General features: G+C 62.2%; 19 protein-coding genes. 18 read left to right on the top strand and 1 reads right to left on the bottom strand.

The window, feature by feature from the left end; genetic code table 11:
- Nucleotides 1-148: 148 nt before the first annotated feature.
- The 14 genes from nifH to nifM all read left to right on the top strand — a co-directional run bounded on the left by nifH (nt 149) and on the right by nifM (nt 13,766).
- On the top strand, nt 149-1,030 hold the full coding sequence (gene nifH / locus ABLU88_RS02795; protein WP_004852391.1) for a nitrogenase iron protein: 882 nt from the start codon (nt 149-151) through the stop codon (nt 1,028-1,030).
- Between the two features lie 16 nt (nt 1,031-1,046).
- Nucleotides 1,047-2,495, top strand: coding sequence for a nitrogenase molybdenum-iron protein alpha chain (gene nifD / locus ABLU88_RS02790; RefSeq protein WP_014230022.1), 1,449 nt, complete (start codon nt 1,047-1,049; stop codon nt 2,493-2,495).
- A gap of 55 nt (nt 2,496-2,550) precedes the next feature.
- A complete protein-coding gene (gene nifK / locus ABLU88_RS02785) occupies nt 2,551-4,113 on the top strand; it encodes a nitrogenase molybdenum-iron protein subunit beta (protein ID WP_163462060.1) in 1,563 nt (520 codons plus the stop codon).
- 39 nt (nt 4,114-4,152) lie between these two features.
- Complete coding sequence (gene nifT / locus ABLU88_RS02780) at nt 4,153-4,371, top strand: putative nitrogen fixation protein NifT (protein ID WP_014230024.1); 219 nt, start codon at nt 4,153-4,155, stop codon at nt 4,369-4,371.
- A 10-nt stretch (nt 4,372-4,381) separates the two neighbouring features.
- Nucleotides 4,382-5,044, top strand: a complete 663-nt coding sequence (locus ABLU88_RS02775; RefSeq protein ID WP_163462058.1) for a NifB/NifX family molybdenum-iron cluster-binding protein — start codon at nt 4,382-4,384, stop codon at nt 5,042-5,044.
- A gap of 586 nt (nt 5,045-5,630) precedes the next feature.
- Nucleotides 5,631-7,004 (top strand): nitrogenase iron-molybdenum cofactor biosynthesis protein NifE, encoded by a 1,374-nt coding sequence (gene nifE / locus ABLU88_RS02770; protein WP_163462056.1) that lies wholly within the window; start codon nt 5,631-5,633, stop codon nt 7,002-7,004.
- A gap of 10 nt (nt 7,005-7,014) precedes the next feature.
- On the top strand, nt 7,015-8,400 hold the full coding sequence (nifN, locus tag ABLU88_RS02765; RefSeq protein ID WP_014838918.1) for a nitrogenase iron-molybdenum cofactor biosynthesis protein NifN: 1,386 nt from the start codon (nt 7,015-7,017) through the stop codon (nt 8,398-8,400).
- Nucleotides 8,387-8,857, top strand: coding sequence for a NifB/NifX family molybdenum-iron cluster-binding protein (locus ABLU88_RS02760; RefSeq protein ID WP_049104338.1), 471 nt, complete (start codon nt 8,387-8,389; stop codon nt 8,855-8,857). The genes nifN and ABLU88_RS02760 overlap by 14 nt, the downstream gene beginning before the upstream one ends.
- A 194-nt stretch (nt 8,858-9,051) precedes the next feature.
- Entirely contained in the window at nt 9,052-9,876 is an 825-nt protein-coding gene (gene nifU, locus ABLU88_RS02755; protein ID WP_014230029.1) for a Fe-S cluster assembly protein NifU, read from the top strand.
- Nucleotides 9,877-9,906: 30 nt separating this feature from the next.
- Nucleotides 9,907-11,109 carry a cysteine desulfurase NifS gene (gene nifS, locus ABLU88_RS02750; RefSeq protein ID WP_085520789.1) on the top strand — a complete coding sequence of 401 codons (1,203 nt, stop codon included), beginning with the start codon at nt 9,907-9,909 and terminating at the stop codon, nt 11,107-11,109.
- Nucleotides 11,110-11,123: 14 nt separating this feature from the next.
- Nucleotides 11,124-12,266, top strand: a complete 1,143-nt coding sequence (nifV, locus tag ABLU88_RS02745; RefSeq protein ID WP_348836144.1) for a homocitrate synthase — start codon at nt 11,124-11,126, stop codon at nt 12,264-12,266.
- The gene (locus tag ABLU88_RS02740) at nt 12,266-12,526 is read left to right on the top strand and encodes a nitrogenase-stabilizing/protective protein NifW (protein ID WP_014230032.1); all 261 of its coding nucleotides are present in this window, start codon (nt 12,266-12,268) and stop codon (nt 12,524-12,526) included. The genes nifV and ABLU88_RS02740 overlap by 1 nt, the downstream gene beginning before the upstream one ends.
- Nucleotides 12,523-12,969: a nitrogen fixation protein NifZ gene (locus ABLU88_RS02735; protein WP_046877504.1), complete on the top strand. Its 447-nt coding sequence runs from the start codon at nt 12,523-12,525 to the stop codon at nt 12,967-12,969. The genes ABLU88_RS02740 and ABLU88_RS02735 overlap by 4 nt, the downstream gene beginning before the upstream one ends.
- A complete protein-coding gene (gene nifM / locus ABLU88_RS02730) occupies nt 12,966-13,766 on the top strand; it encodes a nitrogen fixation protein NifM (RefSeq protein ID WP_046877505.1) in 801 nt (266 codons plus the stop codon). The genes ABLU88_RS02735 and nifM overlap by 4 nt, the downstream gene beginning before the upstream one ends.
- Before the next feature lie 22 nt (nt 13,767-13,788).
- Here nifM and ABLU88_RS02725 read toward each other — a convergent pair whose 3' ends face one another.
- A complete protein-coding gene (locus ABLU88_RS02725; protein WP_049070196.1) occupies nt 13,789-14,319 on the bottom strand; it encodes a flavodoxin in 531 nt (176 codons plus the stop codon).
- Nucleotides 14,320-14,639: 320 nt separating this feature from the next.
- Between ABLU88_RS02725 and nifL the strand changes: the two genes are divergently transcribed.
- The 4 genes from nifL (at nt 14,640) to ABLU88_RS02705 (ending at nt 19,772) form a co-directional block, all read left to right on the top strand.
- Nucleotides 14,640-16,127, top strand: a complete 1,488-nt coding sequence (gene nifL / locus ABLU88_RS02720) for a nitrogen fixation negative regulator NifL (RefSeq protein WP_348836143.1) — start codon at nt 14,640-14,642, stop codon at nt 16,125-16,127.
- Nucleotides 16,124-17,698, top strand: a complete 1,575-nt coding sequence (nifA, locus tag ABLU88_RS02715; protein WP_014230037.1) for a nif-specific transcriptional activator NifA — start codon at nt 16,124-16,126, stop codon at nt 17,696-17,698. The genes nifL and nifA overlap by 4 nt, the downstream gene beginning before the upstream one ends.
- A gap of 164 nt (nt 17,699-17,862) precedes the next feature.
- Nucleotides 17,863-19,269 (top strand): nitrogenase cofactor biosynthesis protein NifB, encoded by a 1,407-nt coding sequence (gene nifB / locus ABLU88_RS02710; protein ID WP_348836142.1) that lies wholly within the window; start codon nt 17,863-17,865, stop codon nt 19,267-19,269.
- Complete coding sequence (locus tag ABLU88_RS02705) at nt 19,269-19,772, top strand: nitrogen fixation protein NifQ (protein WP_014230039.1); 504 nt, start codon at nt 19,269-19,271, stop codon at nt 19,770-19,772. The genes nifB and ABLU88_RS02705 overlap by 1 nt, the downstream gene beginning before the upstream one ends.
- Nucleotides 19,773-19,797 lie beyond the last annotated feature (25 nt).

Here is a 19,797-nt window from a genome sequence, read left to right as displayed (position 1 = left end):
GGTGGCCTTATTGTGCCGTTTTGTTTTACGCCCTGCGCGGCAATGAATTAATAAATTCATAAAAATCAGATAAATAAATAAAAAGGCACGGCTGGTATGTTCCCTGCACTTCTCTGCTGGCAAACACTCAACCACAGGAGAAGTCACCATGACCATGCGTCAATGCGCTATTTACGGTAAAGGCGGTATCGGCAAATCCACCACCACGCAGAACCTCGTCGCCGCGCTGGCGGAGATGGGTAAGAAAGTGATGATCGTCGGCTGCGATCCGAAGGCGGACTCCACCCGCCTGATCCTGCACGCTAAAGCACAGAACACCATTATGGAGATGGCCGCGGAAGTCGGCTCGGTCGAGGATCTCGAGCTCGAAGACGTGCTGCAAATTGGCTACGGCGACGTGCGCTGCGCGGAATCCGGCGGCCCGGAGCCAGGCGTAGGCTGCGCGGGGCGCGGCGTGATCACGGCGATCAACTTTCTTGAAGAAGAAGGCGCCTACGAGGACGATCTCGATTTTGTCTTCTATGACGTGCTCGGCGACGTGGTCTGCGGCGGCTTCGCCATGCCTATCCGCGAAAACAAAGCCCAGGAGATCTACATCGTCTGCTCCGGCGAAATGATGGCGATGTACGCCGCCAACAATATCTCCAAAGGGATCGTTAAATACGCTAAATCCGGCAAGGTGCGCCTCGGCGGCCTGATCTGTAACTCACGCCAGACCGACCGTGAAGACGAACTGATCATGGCCCTGGCGGAAAAGCTCGGGACCCAGATGATCCACTTTGTCCCCCGCGACAATATCGTGCAGCGCGCGGAGATCCGCCGAATGACGGTTATCGAGTACGACCCCGCCTGCCAGCAGGCCAACGAATACCGCACCCTGGCGCAGAAGATCGTCAACAACACCATGAAAGTGGTGCCGACACCCTGCACCATGGATGAGCTGGAGTCGCTGCTGATGGAGTTCGGCATCATGGAAGAAGAAGACACCAGCATCATTGGTAAAACCGCCGCCGAAGAAAGCGCGGCCTGAGCACAGGACAATAATGATGACCAACGCAACGGGCGAACGTAATCTGGCGCTGATCCAGGAAGTCCTGGAGGTGTTCCCGGAAACCGCGCGAAAAGAGCGCAGAAAGCACATGATGGTCAGCGATCCGCAAATGGAGAGCGTCGGCAAGTGCATTATCTCTAACCGCAAATCACAACCCGGCGTGATGACCGTGCGCGGCTGCGCCTACGCCGGCTCGAAAGGGGTGGTATTCGGGCCAATCAAGGATATGGCCCACATCTCGCACGGGCCGGTCGGCTGCGGCCAGTATTCCCGCGCCGGACGACGCAACTACTACACCGGGGTCAGCGGCGTCGATAGCTTCGGCACGCTGAACTTCACCTCTGATTTTCAGGAGCGCGACATCGTCTTCGGCGGCGATAAAAAGCTCAGCAAGCTGATTGAAGAGATGGAGCTGCTGTTCCCGCTCACCAAAGGGATCACCATACAGTCGGAATGCCCGGTGGGGCTGATCGGCGATGATATCAGCGCGGTGGCCAACGCCAGCAGCAAAGCGCTGGATAAACCGGTGATCCCGGTACGCTGCGAAGGCTTTCGCGGCGTGTCGCAGTCGCTGGGGCACCATATCGCCAACGACGTGGTGCGCGACTGGATCCTCAACAATCGCGAAGGACAGCCGTTTGAAACCACCCCTTACGATGTGGCGATCATCGGCGACTACAACATCGGCGGCGACGCCTGGGCCTCGCGCATCCTGCTGGAAGAGATGGGGCTACGGGTGGTCGCGCAGTGGTCCGGCGACGGCACGCTGGTGGAGATGGAGAACACCCCATTCGTCAAGCTGAACCTGGTTCACTGCTACCGTTCGATGAACTATATCGCCCGCCATATGGAGGAGAAACATCAGATTCCGTGGATGGAGTACAACTTCTTCGGGCCGACCAAAATCGCCGAATCGCTGCGCAAAATCGCCGACCAGTTTGACGATACCATTCGCGCGAACGCCGAAGCGGTGATCGCCCGGTATGAGGGGCAGATGGCGGCGATTATCGCCAAATATCGCCCGCGCCTGGAGGGGCGTAAGGTGCTGCTCTATATGGGCGGCCTGCGGCCACGCCACGTCATCGGCGCCTACGAGGATCTCGGCATGGAGATCATCGCCGCCGGGTACGAGTTTGCCCATAACGATGACTACGACCGCACCCTGCCGGATCTGAAAGAGGGCACGCTGCTGTTCGATGACGCCAGCAGCTATGAGCTGGAAGCGTTCGTTAAGGCGCTGAAGCCCGACCTTATCGGCTCCGGCATCAAGGAAAAATATATCTTCCAGAAAATGGGCGTGCCGTTTCGCCAGATGCACTCGTGGGACTATTCCGGCCCGTACCACGGCTACGATGGTTTCGCCATTTTCGCCCGCGATATGGATATGACCCTGAACAACCCGGCGTGGAACGAACTCACCGCGCCGTGGCTGAAGTCTGCGTGATTGCCCACTCACTGTCCCGTCTGTTCACCGATTTGTGGCGCGGGAGGAGAACACCATGAGCCAAACGATTGATAAAATTAATAGCTGCTATCCGCTATTCGAACAGGATGAATACCAGGAGCTGTTCCGCAATAAGCGGCAGCTGGAGGAAGCGCACGATGCCCAGCGCGTGCAGGAGGTCTTTGCCTGGACCACCACCGCCGAGTATGAAGCGCTGAATTTCCAGCGCGAGGCGCTGACCGTTGACCCGGCGAAAGCCTGCCAGCCGCTTGGCGCGGTGCTTTGCTCGCTGGGATTTGCCAATACCCTGCCGTACGTCCACGGCTCCCAGGGGTGCGTGGCCTACTTTCGCACCTATTTTAACCGCCATTTCAAAGAGCCGATCGCCTGCGTCTCCGACTCGATGACCGAAGACGCGGCGGTCTTCGGCGGCAACAACAACATGAATCTGGGTCTGCAGAACGCCAGCGCCCTGTACAAGCCGGAGATCATCGCGGTTTCCACCACCTGCATGGCGGAAGTCATCGGCGATGACCTGCAGGCGTTTATCGCCAACGCCAAAAAAGATGGCTTCGTCGATAGCAGCATCGCCGTGCCCCATGCCCATACGCCAAGCTTTATCGGCAGCCACGTCACCGGCTGGGACAACATGTTTGAAGGCTTCGCCAAAACCTTCACTGCGGACTACCAGGGGCAACCGGGCAAACTGCAGAAGCTCAATCTGGTGACCGGCTTTGAAACCTATCTCGGCAACTTCCGCGTATTAAAGCGAATGATGGAACAGATGGCGGTGCCGTGCAGCCTGCTCTCCGATCCGTCAGAAGTTCTCGACACGCCCGCCGACGGCCATTATCGGATGTATTCCGGCGGCACCACGCAGCAGGAGATGAAAGAGGCCCCTGACGCCATCGATACGCTGCTTCTGCAGCCGTGGCAGCTGCAGAAGAGCAAAAAAGTGGTGCAGGAGATGTGGAACCAGCCCGCCACCGAGGTCGCGATTCCGCTGGGGCTGGCCGCTACCGATGAACTGCTGATGACCGTCAGCCAGCTTAGCGGCAAGCCGATCGCCGACGCCCTCACCCTTGAGCGCGGCCGGCTGGTTGACATGATGCTCGATTCCCACACCTGGCTGCACGGCAAGAAATTTGGCCTGTACGGCGACCCGGACTTCGTGATGGGCCTCACCCGCTTCCTGCTGGAGCTGGGCTGCGAGCCGACGGTGATCCTGAGCCATAACGCCAACAAACGCTGGCAAAAAGCGATGAAGAAAATGCTTGATGCCTCGCCGTACGGGCGCGACAGCGAAGTGTTTATCAACTGCGATTTGTGGCACTTCCGTTCGCTGATGTTCACCCGTCAGCCGGACTTTATGATCGGCAACTCCTACGGCAAGTTTATCCAGCGCGACACCCTGGCGAAGGGCAAAGCCTTTGAAGTACCGCTTATCCGCCTCGGCTTTCCGCTGTTCGACCGCCACCATCTGCACCGCCAGACAACCTGGGGTTATGAAGGGGCGATGAACATTGTGACGACGCTGGTAAACGCCGTGCTGGAGAAACTGGATAGCGATACCAGCCAGCTGGGCAAAACCGATTACAGTTTCGATCTCGTCCGTTAACCATCAGGCGCCCCGCGTCATGCGGGGCCAGGAGGGAGTATGCCCATCGTGATTTTCCGTGAGCGCGGCGCGGACCTGTACGCCTATATCGCGAAACAGGATCTGGAGGCGCGAGTGCTGCAGATTGAGCATAACGACGCTGAACGCTGGGGCGGCGCGATTTCGCTGGAAGGGGGACGCCGCTACTACGTCAATCCGCAGCCGGGGCGCCCCGCCTTTCCGATAAGCCTGCGCGCGACGCGCGGCGCGTTGATATAAGGAGCTGGAGATGTCCGACAACGATACCCTTTTCTGGCGCATGCTGGCGCTGTTTCAGTCCCTGCCGGACCTGCAGCCGGCGCAAATTGTCGACTGGCTGGCGCAGGAGTGCGGCGAGACGCTGACCCCGGCGCGGCTGGCGACCCTGACCCAGCCGCAGCTGGCCGCCAGCTTTCCCTCCGCGACGGCGGTGATGTCCCCCGCTCGCTGGTCGCGGGTGATGGCGAGCCTGCAGGGCGCGCTGCCCGCCCATTTACGCATCGTTCACCCTGCCCAGCGAACGCCGCAGCTGCTGGCGGCGTTTTGCTCCCAGGATGGCCTGATGATTAACGGCCATTTCGGTCAGGGGCGGCTGTTTTTTATCTACGCGTTCGATGAGCAAGGCGGCTGGCTGCACGATCTGCGCCGCTATCCCTCCTCGCCCACCCAGCAGGAAGCCAGCGAAGTGCGCGCCCGGCTGATTGAAGACTGCCAGCTGCTGTTTTGTCAGGAGATCGGCGGGCCCGCCGCCGCCCGGCTGATCCGCCACCGGATCCACCCGATGAAAGCGCAGCCCGGGACGACGATTCATGCCCAGTGTGAGGCGATCAATACGCTGCTGGCCGGCCGTTTGCCGCCGTGGCTGGCGAAGCGGCTTAACCGGGAGAACCCTCTGGAGGCGCGCGTTTTTTAATCCCTGTTTTGTGCTTGTTGCCCGCTGACCCCGCGGGCTTTTTTTCGCGCATGGACGCGTTCCCCACGTTACGGTCAGGGGAATATTCCGTTCACGGTTGTTCCGGGCTTCTTGATGACGACCGCTGCGGGTGAACGGCATGGGGGGCGTTTCGCCCGCCCCCCATGACCCCCGGCATCGCGCTGAAAATTGCCGCTGCGCGGTACGCTCCACTCCGGCTTCATCTGGCGGAACGGGCGGACTCGACCTCCCTGTCTCGACCGCCCTCTGGCCACCGTCCTGGTGGCCAGTCCTGGATGCGCGCCTGCGTTCTCGCCAATTTTCTTGATGCGCCTAACCCCCTCGCTGCCAGCCTTCCAGCAACAAATAGCCATGCCAGCGCGATATCGCCGTGAACGGAATATTCCACTTATCTTATTATTCGCCAAAACAATTATTCGCCAAAACAAGACACGCCCCGCCATCCCTTGTCCGATTGTTGGCTTTGTCGCAAAGCCAACAACCCTTTTTCTTTAAATATCAAGGCGCTGCTTATGGAGCGCGAATTGCATCTTCCCCCTCATCCCCCACCGTCAACGAGGTCACTATGAAGGGAAATGAAATTCTGGCGCTGCTGGATGAACCGGCCTGTGAACACAACCATAAACAAAAATCCGGCTGCAGCGTGCCCAAACCCGGCGCCACCGCCGGCGGCTGCGCGTTCGACGGCGCGCAGATAACCCTGCTGCCCATTGCCGACGTGGCGCATCTGGTCCATGGCCCCATCGGCTGCGCCGGAAGCTCCTGGGATAACCGCGGCAGCGCCAGCTCCGGCCCCACCCTGAATCGGCTCGGGTTCACCACCGATCTCAACGAACAGGACGTGATTATGGGCCGCGGCGAACGTCGCCTGTTTCACGCCGTGCGCCATATCGTCACCCGTTATCACCCGGCGGCGGTCTTTATCTACAACACCTGCGTACCGGCCATGGAGGGCGATGACCTGGAAGCGGTATGCCAGGCCGCGCAGACCGCCACCGGCGTACCGGTTATCGCCATTGACGCCGCCGGTTTTTACGGCAGTAAAAATCTCGGTAACCGGCTGGCCGGCGAAGTCATGGTGAAACGGGTAATCGGTCAGCGCGAGCCCGCGCCCTGGCCGGAGAGCACGCCCTTTGCCCCGGAGCAGCGTCACGATATTGGCCTGATTGGCGAATTCAATATTGCCGGCGAGTTCTGGCATATTCAGCCGCTGCTCGACGAGCTGGGGATCCGCGTGCTCGGCAGCCTCTCCGGCGATGGCCGTTTCGCCGAGATCCAGACCATGCATCGGGCGCAGGCCAATATGCTGGTCTGCTCGCGGGCGCTAATTAACGTCGCCAGAGCGCTGGAGCAGCGCTACGGCACGCCGTGGTTCGAAGGCAGCTTCTACGGGATCCGCGCCACCTCCGACGCCCTGCGCCAGCTGGCGGCGCTGCTGGGCGATGACGACCTTAGCCAGCGCACCGAAGCGCTGATTGCGCGGGAGGAACAGGCGGCGGAACTGGCGCTACAACCGTGGCGCGAACGGCTGCGCGGCCGCAAAGCGCTGCTCTATACCGGCGGGGTGAAATCCTGGTCGGTGGTCTCGGCGCTTCAGGATTTGGGCATGACCGTGGTGGCAACCGGCACGCGTAAATCCACCGAAGAGGATAAACAGCGGATCCGCGAGCTGATGGGTGAAGAGGCGGTAATGCTGGAAGAAGGCAACGCCCGCACGCTGCTGGATGTGGTCTATCGCTATCAGGCCGACCTGATGATTGCCGGCGGACGCAATATGTACACCGCCTATAAAGCCAGGCTGCCGTTTCTCGATATCAATCAGGAGCGCGAACACGCCTTTGCCGGCTACAAGGGGATCGTCACCCTCGCCCGCCAGCTGTGTCAGACCATCGACAGTCCCATCTGGCCGCAAACCCATGCCCGCGCCCCGTGGCACTAAGGAGTTCACCATGGCAGACATTTTCCGCACCGATAAACCGCTGGCGGTCAGCCCGATCAAGACCGGCCAGCCGCTCGGCGCAATCCTCGCCAGCCTCGGGATCGAACACAGTATTCCTCTGGTCCACGGCGCGCAGGGATGCAGCGCCTTCGCCAAAGTCTTTTTTATTCAACACTTCCACGACCCGGTTCCCCTGCAGTCGACGGCGATGGACCCCACCTCGACGATTATGGGCGCGGACGGCAATATTTTCACCGCCCTGGATACCCTCTGCCAGCGCAACGCGCCGCAGGCTATCGTGCTGCTCAGTACCGGGCTGTCTGAGGCTCAGGGCAGCGACATTTCCCGCGTGGTTCGCCAGTTTCGCGAAGAGTATCCCCGGCACAAGGGCGTGGCGATATTAACCGTTAACACGCCGGATTTTTATGGTTCCATGGAAAACGGCTTCAGCGCGGTGCTCGAGAGCGTCATTGAGCAGTGGGTTGCGCCGACGCCGCGCCCGGCTCAGCGCAATCGCCGGGTCAACCTGCTGGTCAGCCACCTCTGCTCGCCGGGCGATATCGAGTGGCTGCGCCGATGCGTCGAAGCCTTTGGTCTGCAGCCGATAATCCTGCCGGACCTGGCACAATCGATGGATGGGCACCTGGCGCAAGGCGATTTCTCGCCGCTGACCCAGGGCGGGACGCCGCTGCGCCAGATAGAACAGATGGGACAAAGCCTGTGCAGCTTCGCCATTGGCGTCTCCCTCCACCGCGCGTCATCGCTGCTGGCCCCGCGCTGCCGGGGCGAGGTTATCGCCCTGCCGCACCTGATGACCCTCGATCGCTGCGACGCCTTTATTCATCAACTGGCGAAAATTTCCGGACGCGCCGTTCCCCCGTGGCTGGAGCGCCAGCGCGGTCAGCTGCAGGATGCGATGATCGACTGTCATATGTGGCTTCAGGGCCAGCGCATGGCGATAGCGGCGGAAGGCGATCTGCTGGCGGCGTGGTGTGATTTCGCCAACAGCCAGGGGATGCAGCCCGGCCCGCTGGTGGCTCCTACCGGCCATCCCAGCCTGCGCCAGCTGCCGGTGGAACGCGTGGTGCCGGGAGATCTGGAGGATCTGCAAACGCTGCTGTGCGCCCAACCCGCCGACCTGCTGGTGGCCAACTCCCACGCCTGCGACCTGGCGGAGCAGTTTGCGCTGCCGCTGGTGCGCGCGGGTTTTCCGATCTTTGACAAGCTCGGTGAATTCCGCCGGGTGCGTCAGGGATACAGCGGAATGCGCGATACGCTGTTCGAGCTGGCAAACCTGATGCGCGAGCGCCATCACCACCTCGCCCGCTACCGATCGCCGCTTCGCCAGAACACCGAATCTTCACTCTCCACAGGAGGCGCCTATGCCGCCGATTAACCGTCAGTTTGATATGGTCCACTCCGATGAGTGGTCTATGAAGGTCGCCTTCGCCAGTTCCGACTATCGTCATGTCGATCAGCATTTTGGCGCCACGCCGCGGCTGGTGGTATACGGCGTCAAGGCGGATCGGGTCACCCTGATCCGGGTGGTTGATTTCTCCGTTGAGAACGGCCACCAGACGGAGAAGATCGCCAGGCGGGTCCACGCCCTTGAGGATTGCGTCACGCTGTTCTGCGTGGCGATTGGCGACGCGGTTTTTCGTCAGCTGCTGCAGGTCGGCGTCCGCGCCGAACGCGTTCCCGCCGACACTACCATCGTCGGCTTACTGCAGGAGATCCAGCTTTACTGGTACGACAAAGGGCAGCGCAAAAATGCGCGCCAGCGCGACCCGGAGCGCTTTACCCGTCTGCTGCAGGAACAGGAGTGGCATGAGGAACCGGACCCGCGCCGCTAGCCGTGTCGTTTGTGTGACAAAGCCCACAAAACATCCCGACACTGTCGGGCGCATCTTGTCAGGGCAAAATATAACAAATTGAAAATATTGCATTTTATTCTCTGGTATCGCATTTGCTAGTTCGTTAACGCCACCGCACTCCTGCGGTGAACCGCGCCCCGGCGTTTTCCGTCATCATCCCTGGAGCTGACAGCATGTGGAATTACTCCGAGAAAGTGAAAGACCATTTTTTTAATCCCCGCAACGCGCGCGTGGTGGACAACGCCAACGCGGTAGGCGATGTGGGGTCATTAAGCTGCGGCGACGCGCTGCGCCTGATGCTGCGCGTTGACCCGCAAAGCGAAATTATCCAGGAAGCGGGCTTCCAGACCTTCGGCTGCGGCAGCGCCATCGCCTCCTCCTCCGCGCTGACGGAGCTGATTATCGGCCATACCCTGGCCGAAGCCGGGCAGATAACCAATCAGCAGATTGCCGATTATCTCGACGGGCTACCGCCGGAGAAAATGCACTGCTCGGTGATGGGCCAGGAGGCCCTGCGCGCGGCCATCGCCAACTTTCGCGGCGAAAGCCTGGAGGAAGAGCATGAGGAGGGCAAGCTGATCTGCAAATGCTTCGGCGTCGATGAAGGACACATTCGCCGCGCGGTGCAGAACAACGGCCTGACCACCCTTGAAGAGGTGATCAACTACACCAAAGCGGGCGGCGGCTGCACCGCCTGCCACGAAAAAATCGAGCTGGCGCTGGCGGAGATCCTCGCGCAGCCGCCGCAGACGCCGCCCGCCGCGGCCAGCGGCAAAGATCCGCACTGGCAGAGCGTCGTCGAGACCATCGCTGAACTGCGCCCGCATATTCAGGCCGACGGCGGCGATATGTCGCTGCTCAGCGTCGCCAACCACCAGGTGACCGTCAGCCTCTCCGGCAGCTGTAGCGGCTGCATGATGACCGATATGACCCTGGCCTGGCTGCAGCAAAAACTGATGGAACGTACCGGCTGTTATATGGAAGTGGTGGCGGCCTGAGCCGCGGTTAACTGACCCTAGGGGGACAAGATGAAACAGGTTTATCTCGATAACAACGCCACCACCCGTCTGGACCCGATGGTTCTGGAAGCGATGATGCCCTTTTTGACCGACTTTTACGGCAACCCCTCGTCGATACACGATTTTGGCATACCGGCCCAGGCGGCTCTGGAGCGCGCGCATCAACAGACCGCGGCGCTGCTGGGCGCGGAGTATCCCAGCGAGATCATCTTTACCTCCTGCGCCACCGAAGCTACCGCCACCGCCATCGCCTCGGCCATCGCCCTGCTGCCGGAGCGGCGCGAAATTATCACCAGCGCGGTCGAACATCCGGCGACGCTGGCGGCCTGCGAGCACCTGGAGCGCCAGGGCTATCTGATTCATCGCATCGCGGTGGATAGCGAGGGGGCGCTGGACATGGCGCAGTTCCGCGCCGCGCTCAGCCCGCGCGTCGCGCTGGTCAGCGTGATGTGGGCGAATAACGAAACCGGGGTGCTTTTCCCGATCGCCGAAATGGCGGAGCTGGCCCATGAACAAGGGGCGCTGTTTCACTGCGATGCGGTACAGGTAGTGGGCAAAATGCCGATTGCCGTGGGCGAGACCCGCATCGACATGCTCTCCTGCTCGGCGCATAAGTTTCACGGACCAAAAGGCGTAGGCTGCCTCTATCTGCGCCGGGGAACGCGCTTTCGCCCGCTGCTGCGCGGCGGTCATCAGGAGTACGGTCGGCGCGCCGGGACGGAAAATATCTGCGGAATCGTCGGCATGGGCGCGGCCTGCGAGCTGGCGAATATTCATCTGCCGGGAATGGCGCATATCGGCCAGCTGCGCGACAGGCTGGAGCATCGCCTGCTGGCCAGCGTGCCGTCGGTCATGGTGATGGGCGGTAGCCAGCCGCGGGTGCCCGGCACGGCGAATCTGGCCTTTGAGTTTATTGAGGGTGAGGCCATTCTGCTGCTGCTCAACCAGGCCGGGATCGCCGCCTCCAGCGGCAGCGCCTGCACGTCAGGCTCGCTGGAACCCTCCCACGTGATGCGGGCGATGAATATCCCCTATACCGCCGCCCACGGCACCATCCGCTTTTCCCTCTCGCGCTACACCCGGGAGAAAGAGATCGATTACGTCGTCACCGCGCTGCCGCCGATTATCGACCGGCTGCGCGCGCTGTCGCCCTACTGGCACAACGGCAAGCCGCGCCCGGCGGACGCCGTCTTCACGCCGGTTTACGGCTAAGGCGGAGGTGGCTGATGGGACGCGTGCTGATTAACGATACCACCCTGCGCGACGGCGAACAGAGCCCCGGCGTCGCCTTTCGCACCAGCGAAAAGGTCGCCATTGCCGAGGCGCTTTATGCCGCAGGGATTACGGCGATGGAGGTCGGCACCCCGGCGATGGGGGACGAGGAGATCGCGCGGATCCAGCTGGTGCGTCGTCAGCTGCCCGACGCGACGCTGATGACCTGGTGCCGGATGAACGCGCTGGAAATCCGCCAGAGCGCCGATCTGGGCGTTGACTGGGTGGATATTTCGATTCCGGCTTCAGATAAGCTGCGGCAGTACAAACTGCGCGAGCCGCTGACGGTGCTGCTGGAGCGGCTGGCGATGTTTATCCGCCTTGCGCATACGCTCGGTCTGCGGGTATGCATCGGCTGCGAGGACGCCTCGCGCGCCGGCGTCCAGGCCCTGCACGCTATCGCCGAGGTCGCGCAGCAGTGCGGCGCCGCCCGCCTGCGCTATGCCGACACGGTCGGCCTGCTCGACCCCCTCACCACCGCGGCGCAAATCTCGGCCCTGCGCGAAGTCTGGTCCGGAGAAATCGAAATGCACGCCCACAACGACCTGGGTATGGCCACCGCCAATACGCTGGCGGCGGTAAGCGCCGGGGCCACCAGCGTGAATACGACGATCCTCGGCCTCGGCGAGCGGGCGGGCAACGCGGCGCTGGAAACCGTCGCGCTGGGCCTGGAGCGCTGCCTCGGCGTGAAGACCGGCGTGCATTTTCCGGCGCTGCCCGCGCTCTGTCAGAGGGTCGCCGAAGCCGCCCAGCGCGCCATCGACCCGCAGCAGCCGCTGGTCGGCGAGCTGGTGTTTACCCATGAATCAGGGGTCCACGTGGCGGCGCTGCTGCGCGACAGCGAGAGCTATCAGTCGATCGCCCCTTCCCTGATGGGCCGCAGCTACCGGCTGGTGCTGGGTAAACACTCCGGGCGTCAGGCGGTCAACGGCGTATTTGACCAGATGGGCTATCACCTTAACGCCGCGCAAATTAACCAGCTGCTGCCCGCCATCCGCCGCTTCGCCGAGAACTGGAAGCGCAGCCCGAAAGATTATGAGCTGGTGGCTATCTACGACGAGCTGTGCGGTGAATCCGCCCTGCGGGCGAGGGGGTAATGATGGAGTGGTTTTATCAAATTCCCGGCGTGGACGAACTTCGCTCCGCCGAATCCTTTTTCCAGTTTTTCGCCGTCCCCTATCAGCCCGAGCTGCTTGGCCGCTGCTGCCTGCCGGTGCTGGCAACCTTTCACCGCAAACTGCGCGCCGAGGTGCCGCTGCAAAACCGGCTGGAGGAAAACGCCCGCGCTCACTGGCTGCTGGCGCGACGACTGCTTGCGGAGAGCTATCAGCAACAGTTTCAGGAGAGCGGAACATGAGACCGAAATTCACCTTTAGCGAAGAGGTCCGCGTCGTACGCGCGATTCGTAACGACGGCACCGTGGCGGGCTTCGCCCCCGGCGCGCTGCTGGTCAGGCGCGGCAGCACCGGCTTTGTGCGCGACTGGGGCGTTTTTTTGCAGGATCAAATTATCTACCAGATCCACTTTCCGGAGAGCGATCGGATCATCGGCTGCCGCGAACAGGAGCTGATCCCCATCACCCAGCCGTGGCTGGCCGGAAACTTGCAATACGGTGATAACGTCGCCTGCCAGATGGCGCTCGCGGTCAACGGCGAAGTCGTCGTGGCCGTCGGCCAGCGGGGACGCATCGAGGCGACCGATCGCGGAGAGACCGGCGACAGCTACACCGTGGACTTTAGCGGCCGCTGGTTCAGGGTTCCGGCGCGGGCCATCACCCTTATAGAGGAGAGAGAAGAATGAACCCATGGCAACGTTTTGCCCGGCAGCGGCTGGCGCGCAGCCGCTGGAATAGCGACCCGACGGCCCTGGAGCCGGACGATACGCAGGCTTTTGAACAGGCCTGGCAACGTCAGTGCCGCATGGAGCAGGCGATCGTCGCGCGGGTCCCGGAAAGCGATATTCCGGCGGCGCTGCTGGAGAATATCGCCGCCTCCCTTGCCGTCTGGCTCGACGAGGGGGAATTTACGCCGCCGGAGCGCGCAGCCATCGTGCTGCATCACGCCCGACTGGAGGTCGGCTTTACCGATATCGCCCGCCAGGCGCCGCAGCCGGATCTCTCCACGGTGCAGGCCTGGTACCTGCGCCACCAGACGCAGTTTATGCGCCCGGAGCAGCGTCTGACCCGCCACCTGCTGCTGACGGTCGATGGCGACCGCGAAGCCGTACACCAGCGGATCCTCGGCCTGTATCGGCAAATCAACGCCTCCCGGGACGCGTTTGCTCCGCTGGCTCGCCGCCACTCCCACTGCCCAAGCGCCCTGGAAGAGGGCCGTCTGGGCTGGATTAGCCGCGGGCTGCTCTATCCCCAGCTTGAGACCGCGCTGTTTTCACTGGCGGAAAATGCCCTGAGCCTCCCCGTAGCCAGCGAACTGGGGTGGCATCTTTTATGGTGTGAAGCAATTCGTCCCGCCGCGCCCATGGAGCCGCAGCAGGCGCTGGAGAGCGCGCGCGATTATCTTTGGCAGCAGAGCCAGCAGCGCCATCAGCGCCAGTGGCTGGAACAAACGATTTCCCGTCAGCCGGGCCTGTGCGGGTAGCCTCGCGGCTACCCGTTAACGCCTACAGCACCGCGCGTTTAATCTCCTCAAGCCAGCTCGCCAGACGCGCTTCGGTCTGGTCGAACTGGTTATCCTGATCCAGTACCAGCCCAATAAAGCGTTCGCCTTCCAGCGCCGCAGAGGCGCTGAATTCATAGCCCTCATTTGGCCAGCTGCCGATTATCTGCGCGCCGCGCGCGCGCAGAGCGTCGTACAGCGGACGCATCCCGCTAACGAAGTTGTCCGGGTAGCCTTTCTGGTCGCCGAGGCCGAACAGCGCCACGGTTTTCCCGCTCAGGCTGGCGTCGTCGAGGCCGCGGATGAATTCGCTCCATGATTCGCCTTCGCATCCGGCCTCAAGCCCCGGCAGCTGGCCGTCACCGAGCGTCGGCGTGCCCAGCAGCAGCACCGGATAGGCCATAAAGTCGTCCAGCGTCGTGCGGTTAATGTTGACCGGGGCATCCGCCAGCTCGCCCAGCTGTTTGTGGATCATTTTCGCGATTTTGCGGGTTTTACCGGTATCGGTGCCAAAGAAAATACCAATGTTCGCCATATTGCGCTCCTGTCGGAAAGGGGGTTGAAAACACGCGTTCTCGCAGAGGTATTGCGAAGGCTGTGCCAGGTTTCTTTGCACTATCGCGGCTCACCCCTGCCCCAAAACGATCGCTTCCGCGCCCTCCCGCCGCCCGCAGCGGGGCCGGCGGGCCGCTTAAAATGAAAAAAGCGCTGGGTTTTCCCCTACCGGATCAATGTTTCTGCTTATCACGCCGATAAGGGCGCACGCTTTGCATGGTTATCGAGATTCGACAAACGCCGCGGCGTTCTCGTCACGGTGTCGGACAAATTGTCATAACTGCGACACAGGAGTTTGCGATGACCCTGAATATGATGCTCGATAACGCCGTACCCGAGGCGATTGCCGGTGCGCTGACTCAACAACATCCGGGGCTATTTTTTACGATGGTCGAACAGGCATCGGTAGCCATTTCCCTCACCGACGCCCGGGCGAATATTATCTACGCCAACCCGGCGTTTTGCCGCCAGAGCGGATATTCGCTGGCGCAACTGCTCAATCAAAACCCGCGCCTGCTGGCCAGCAGCCAGACGCCGCGAGAAATCTACCAGCAGATGTGGCAAACCCTGCTTCAGCGCCAGCCGTGGCGCGGCCAGCTGATTAATCAGCGCCGCGACGGCGGCCTGTATCTGGTGGATATCGACATCACGCCGGTGCTGAATCCCCAGGGCGAGCTGGAGCATTATCTGGCGATGCAGCGGGATATCAGCGTCAGCTATACCCTGGAACAGCGGCTGCGCAATCATATGACGCTGATGGAGGCGGTGCTCAACAACATCCCCGCCGCCGTGGTCGTGGTGGATGAGCAGGATCGGGTGGTGATGGATAATCTCGCCTACAAAACGTACTGCGCGGACTGCGGCGGAAAAGAGCTGCTGGTCGAGCTCCAGATTTCACCGCGCAAAATGGGGCCCGGCGCGGAGCAAATCCTGCCGGTGGTGGTTCGCGGCGCGGTCCGCTGGCTGTCGGTGACCTGCTGGGCGCTGCCCGGCGTAAGCGAAGAAGCCAGCCGCTATTTTGTCGACAGCGCCCCGGCGCGCACGCTGGTGGTGATCGCCGACTGTACCCAGCAGCGCCAGCAGCAGGAGCAGGGCCGTCTCGACCGTCTGAAGCAGCAGATGACCGCCGGAAAGTTGCTGGCCGCCATTCGCGAGTCGCTGGACGCGGCGCTGATTCAGCTTAATTGCCCGATCAATATGCTGGCGGCGGCCCGTCGGCTGAACGGCGAAGGCAGCGGCAACGTGGCGCTGGACGCGGCATGGCGCGAAGGCGAAGAAGCCATGGCGCGACTGCAGCGCTGCCGCCCTTCTCTCGAGCTGGAAAGCAGCGCCGTCTGGCCGCTTCAGCCCTTCTTTGACGACCTGTACGCCCTCTACCGCACCCGCTTTGACGACCGCGCGCGGCTGCGGGTTGACATGGCATCGCCGCATCTGGTCGGCTTCGGCCAGCGTACCCAGATGCTGGCCTGCTTAAGTTTATGGCTCGATCGGACGCTGGCCCTCGCCGCTGAACTGCCCTCCGTACCGCTGGAGATCGAGCTTTATGCCCAAGAGGACGAGGGCTGGCTCTCGCTGTATCTCAACGACAATGTACCGCTGCTGCAGGTGCGCTACGCCCACTCACCCGATGCTTTAAACTCTCCCGGCAAAGGGATGGAGCTGCGGCTGATCCAAACGCTGGTCGCCTACCACCGCGGCGCGATTGAACTGGCTTCTCGACCCCAGGGAGGCACCAGCCTCATTCTGCGATTCCCGCTCTTTGATACCCTGACCGGAGGTGAGCAATGATCCATAAATCCGATTCGGACACCACCGTCAGGCGCTTCGATCTCTCCCAGCAGTTTACCGCCATGCAGCGGATAAGCGTGGTGCTGAGCCGCGCTACCGAAGCGAGCAAGACCCTGCAGGAGGTGCTGAGCGTTTTACATAACGATGCGTTTATGCAGCACGGGATGATTTGCCTGTACGACAGCCAGCAGGAGATCCTGAGCATCGAAGCGCTGCAGCAAACGGAAAACCAGACGCTGCCCGGCAGTACGCAAATTCGCTACCGGCCGGGGGAAGGATTGGTCGGTACCGTGCTGGCGCAGGGCCAGTCGCTGGTGCTGCCGCGCGTCGCCGATGACCAGCGCTTTCTCGATCGTCTGAGCCTGTACGACTACGACCTGCCGTTTATCGCCGTTCCGCTGATGGGCCCTCATTCCCGGCCCATCGGCGTACTGGCGGCGCAGCCGATGGCTCGTCAGGAAGAGCGGCTACCCGCCTGCACGCGCTTTCTCGAAACCGTCGCCAATCTGGTGGCCCAGACGATTCGCCTGATGATTCTGCCGACCTCCGCCCCGCAGCCGCCGCAGCAGAGCCCCCGAGTTGAGCGCCCGCGCGCCTGTACCCCTTCGCGCGGTTTCGGCCTGGAGAATATGGTCGGCAAAAGCCCGGCGATGCGGCAGATTATGGACATTATCCGTCAGGTCTCCCGCTGGGATACCACGGTGCTGGTGCGCGGCGAGAGCGGCACCGGGAAAGAGCTGATCGCCAACGCCATTCATCATAATTCCCCGCGCGCCGCCGCCGCATTCGTCAAATTTAACTGCGCGGCGCTGCCGGACAATCTGCTGGAGAGCGAGCTGTTCGGCCATGAGAAAGGCGCGTTCACCGGCGCGGTGCGCCAGCGGAAAGGCCGCTTTGAGCTGGCGGACGGCGGCACACTATTCCTGGATGAAATCGGTGAAAGCAGCGCCTCGTTTCAGGCCAAGCTGCTGCGAATTCTGCAAGAAGGAGAGATGGAGCGCGTCGGCGGCGATGAAACCCTGCGCGTCAACGTACGCATCATCGCGGCGACCAACCGCCATCTGGAAGAGGAGGTGCGGCTGGGGCATTTCCGTGAAGACCTTTACTACCGCCTGAACGTAATGCCTATCGCGCTGCCGCCGCTGCGCGAGCGCCAGGAGGATATCGCCGAACTGGCGCATTTTCTGGTACGTAAAATCGCCCACAGCCAGGGGCGAACGCTGCGCATCAGCGATGGGGCAATTCGCCTGCTGATGGAGTACAGCTGGCCGGGAAACGTCCGCGAACTGGAAAACTGTCTCGAACGTTCGGCGGTGATGTCGGAAAGCGGCCTGATCGACCGGGACGTGATTCTGTTCAACCATCGCGATAACCCGCCGAAAGCGCTGCCCAACGGCGGCCAGACGGAAGACGGCTGGCTCGACAACAGCCTCGACGAGCGCCAGCGGCTGATCGCCGCCCTGGAGAAAGCGGGCTGGGTGCAGGCCAAAGCGGCGCGGCTGCTCGGGATGACGCCGCGTCAGGTGGCGTATCGCATTCAGATCATGGATATCACCATGCCGCGACTGTGAAGCGTTATGTGAGATTCAGGACATTGTCGCCAGCGCGGCGGAATTACGACAATTTTACCTGGCCGGCAGTCAGTTAAAGCGTTTATTTTTCATAGCGTTGTAAAAATCCCCTCTGGTATAGCATTTGCAGCAGGAAGGTATCGCCCAACCACGAAGGTATGACCATGACTTCCTGCTCCTCTTTTTCTGGCGGCCCAGCCTGCCGCCCGGCGGATGACAGCGCCCTGACGCCGCTTGTGGCCGATAAAGCTGCCGCGCACCCCTGCTACTCTCGTAATGGGCATCACCGTTTCGCGCGGATGCATCTGCCCGTCGCGCCCGCCTGCAATTTGCAGTGCAATTACTGTAATCGCAAATTCGATTGCAGCAATGAGTCCCGCCCCGGCGTATCGTCAACGCTGCTCACGCCTGAGCAGGCGGTCGTCAAAGTGCGTCAGGTCGCACAGGCGATCCCGCAGCTTTCGGTGGTCGGCATCGCCGGCCCCGGCGATCCGCTCGCCAATATCGCCCGCACCTTCCGTACCCTGGAGCTGATCCGCGAACAGCTGCCGGACCTGAAGTTATGCCTGTCGACCAACGGGCTGATGCTGCCCGACGCGGTGGACCGCCTGCTGGACGTCGGGGTTGACCACGTCACGGTCACCATTAATACCCTCGACGCGGAGATTGCCGCGCAAATCTACGCCTGGCTATGGCTGGACGGCGAGCGCTACAGCGGACGCGAAGCGGGAGAGATTCTGATTGCTCGTCAGCTGGAGGGCGTGCGCAGGCTGACCGCCCAGGGCGTGCTGGTGAAAATAAATTCGGTGCTGATCCCCGGCATCAACGATAGCGGCATGGCCGACGTGAGCAGCGCGCTGCGGGCCAGCGGCGCGTTTATCCATAATATTATGCCGCTGATCGCCAGGCCGGAGCACGGCACGGTGTTTGGCCTCAACGGCCAGCCGGAGCCGGACGCAGAGACGCTCGCCGCCACCCGCAGCCGGTGCGGAGAAGTGATGCCGCAGATGACCCACTGCCACCAGTGCCGCGCCGACGCCATCGGGATGCTTGGCGAAGATCGCAGCCAGCAGTTTACCCAGCTTCCGGCCCCGGAGAGCCTCCCGGCCTGGCTGCCAATCCTCCACCAGCGCGCGCAGCTGCACGCCAGCATTGCCACCCGCGGCGAATCTGAAGCCGATGACGCCTGCCTGGTCGCCGTGGCGTCAAGCCGCGGGGACGTGATTGATTGCCACTTTGGCCACACCGACCGGTTCTCTATCTACAGCCTCTCGGCCGCCGGCATGGTGCTGGTCAACGAACGGTTTACGCCTAAATATTGTCAGGGGCGCGAAGAGTGCGAGCCGCAGGATAACGCGGCCCGGTTCGCGGCGATCCTCGAACTGCTGGCGGACGTTAAAGCCGTATTCTGCGTGCGTATCGGCCATACGCCGTGGCAAATGCTGGAACAGGAAGGCATTGAACCGTGCGTTGACGGCGCGTGGCGGCCGGTCTCCGAAGTGCTGCCCGCGTGGTGGCAGCAGCGCCGGGGGAGCTGGCCTGCCGCGCTGCCGCATAAGGGGGTCGCCTGATGCCGCCGCTCGACTGGCTGCGGCGCTTATGGCTGCTGTACCACGCGGGGAAAGGCAGCTTTCCGCTGCGCATGGGGCTTAGCCCGCGCGACTGGCAGGCGCTGCGGCGACGCCTGGGCGAGGCGGAGACGCCGCTGGACGGCGAGGCGCTAACCCGCCGCCGCCTGATGAGCGAACTCAACGCTACCCGCGAAGAGGAGCGCCAGCAGCTGGGCGCGTGGCTGGCGGGCTGGATGCAGCAGGAGGCCGGGCCGATGGCGCAGATTATCGCCGAGGTTTCGCTGGCGTTTAACCATCTCTGGCAGGATCTGGGCCTTGCGTCGCGCGCCGAACTGCGCCTGCTGATGATCGACTGCTTTCCGCAGCTGGTGGCGATGAACGAACACAATATGCGCTGGAAAAAGTTCTTTTACCGTCAGCGCTGTTTGCTCCAGCAGGGGGAAGTTATCTGCCGGTCGCCAAGCTGCGACGAGTGCCGGGAGCGCAGCGCCTGCTTTGAGTAGCGGTTACCCGAGCTCCTGCCCGGCC

It is taken from the genome of Klebsiella sp. GW_Kp182 (assembly GCF_040062275.1).
In the GTDB taxonomy this organism is placed as follows: Bacteria; Pseudomonadota; Gammaproteobacteria; order Enterobacterales; family Enterobacteriaceae; genus Klebsiella; species Klebsiella michiganensis.
This window is presented reverse-complemented; position numbering and strand designations above follow the sequence as displayed.

Bases quoted from the DNA above. Each gene is read 5' to 3' on its own strand.
- nifH (WP_004852391.1), top strand. From the start codon at position 149: ATGACCATGCGTCAATGCGCTATTTACGGTAAAGGCGGTATCGGCAAA.
- nifD (WP_014230022.1), top strand. From the start codon at position 1,047: ATGACCAACGCAACGGGCGAACGTAATCTGGCGCTGATCCAGGAAGTC.
- nifK (WP_163462060.1), top strand. From the start codon at position 2,551: ATGAGCCAAACGATTGATAAAATTAATAGCTGCTATCCGCTATTCGAA.
- nifT (WP_014230024.1), top strand. From the start codon at position 4,153: ATGCCCATCGTGATTTTCCGTGAGCGCGGCGCGGACCTGTACGCCTAT.
- ABLU88_RS02775 (WP_163462058.1), top strand. From the start codon at position 4,382: ATGTCCGACAACGATACCCTTTTCTGGCGCATGCTGGCGCTGTTTCAG.
- nifE (WP_163462056.1), top strand. From the start codon at position 5,631: ATGAAGGGAAATGAAATTCTGGCGCTGCTGGATGAACCGGCCTGTGAA.
- nifN (WP_014838918.1), top strand. From the start codon at position 7,015: ATGGCAGACATTTTCCGCACCGATAAACCGCTGGCGGTCAGCCCGATC.
- ABLU88_RS02760 (WP_049104338.1), top strand. From the start codon at position 8,387: ATGCCGCCGATTAACCGTCAGTTTGATATGGTCCACTCCGATGAGTGG.
- nifU (WP_014230029.1), top strand. From the start codon at position 9,052: ATGTGGAATTACTCCGAGAAAGTGAAAGACCATTTTTTTAATCCCCGC.
- nifS (WP_085520789.1), top strand. From the start codon at position 9,907: ATGAAACAGGTTTATCTCGATAACAACGCCACCACCCGTCTGGACCCG.
- nifV (WP_348836144.1), top strand. From the start codon at position 11,124: ATGGGACGCGTGCTGATTAACGATACCACCCTGCGCGACGGCGAACAG.
- ABLU88_RS02740 (WP_014230032.1), top strand. From the start codon at position 12,266: ATGATGGAGTGGTTTTATCAAATTCCCGGCGTGGACGAACTTCGCTCC.
- ABLU88_RS02735 (WP_046877504.1), top strand. From the start codon at position 12,523: ATGAGACCGAAATTCACCTTTAGCGAAGAGGTCCGCGTCGTACGCGCG.
- nifM (WP_046877505.1), top strand. From the start codon at position 12,966: ATGAACCCATGGCAACGTTTTGCCCGGCAGCGGCTGGCGCGCAGCCGC.
- ABLU88_RS02725 (WP_049070196.1), bottom strand. From the start codon at position 14,319: ATGGCGAACATTGGTATTTTCTTTGGCACCGATACCGGTAAAACCCGC.
- nifL (WP_348836143.1), top strand. From the start codon at position 14,640: ATGACCCTGAATATGATGCTCGATAACGCCGTACCCGAGGCGATTGCC.
- nifA (WP_014230037.1), top strand. From the start codon at position 16,124: ATGATCCATAAATCCGATTCGGACACCACCGTCAGGCGCTTCGATCTC.
- nifB (WP_348836142.1), top strand. From the start codon at position 17,863: ATGACTTCCTGCTCCTCTTTTTCTGGCGGCCCAGCCTGCCGCCCGGCG.
- ABLU88_RS02705 (WP_014230039.1), top strand. From the start codon at position 19,269: ATGCCGCCGCTCGACTGGCTGCGGCGCTTATGGCTGCTGTACCACGCG.